Source organism: Vibrio sp. 10N.222.52.B7, assembly GCF_041474275.1.
Classification (GTDB): Bacteria; Pseudomonadota; Gammaproteobacteria; order Enterobacterales; family Vibrionaceae; genus Vibrio; species Vibrio crassostreae_C.
On record NZ_JBFRTU010000665.1, the window covers coordinates 1 to 430 of the forward strand.

Consider the following 430-nt stretch of genomic DNA (forward strand, 5'->3'; position numbering starts at 1 on the left):
ACGCGCCTGTTTCAGGTGTGAGCTATTACGCTTACAGTGGCAAAGGCGCTTGGAAGATCCCAGACCTTAATGACAGTGTGAAGATTAAGACACACCGCCATGAACTGCCAAACCAATCGATCGCGATGGCAATCAGCCGTCGCCAAGACATCAATCGCATCACTAACCGTATGAGCTCTGCTTGGAACTATGATTTGGTTCCTTTAGGCTCTGCTGCGCTGAAGGCATGCTTGGTTGCCGAAGGCGCTGTCGATTGTTATCTACGTATTGGACCAACCGGAGAGTGGGATACCGCGGCAACCCAGTGCATTGTTGAAGAAGCGGGAGGCCGAATCCTGAGTACTCAATTAGAGCCACTCTCGTACAATGAAAGAGAGACGCTTGAGAACCCGAACTTCATTGTTCTTGGTGATGCAGACTTACCTTGGGC

At 50.7% G+C, this 430-nt stretch carries 1 protein-coding gene; it reads left to right on the forward strand.

What is annotated here, in order from left to right:
- Positions 1-430, forward strand: a 430-nt coding sequence (locus AB4512_RS24710; RefSeq protein WP_372176109.1) for an inositol monophosphatase family protein, incomplete at both ends; no start/stop codon positions are given.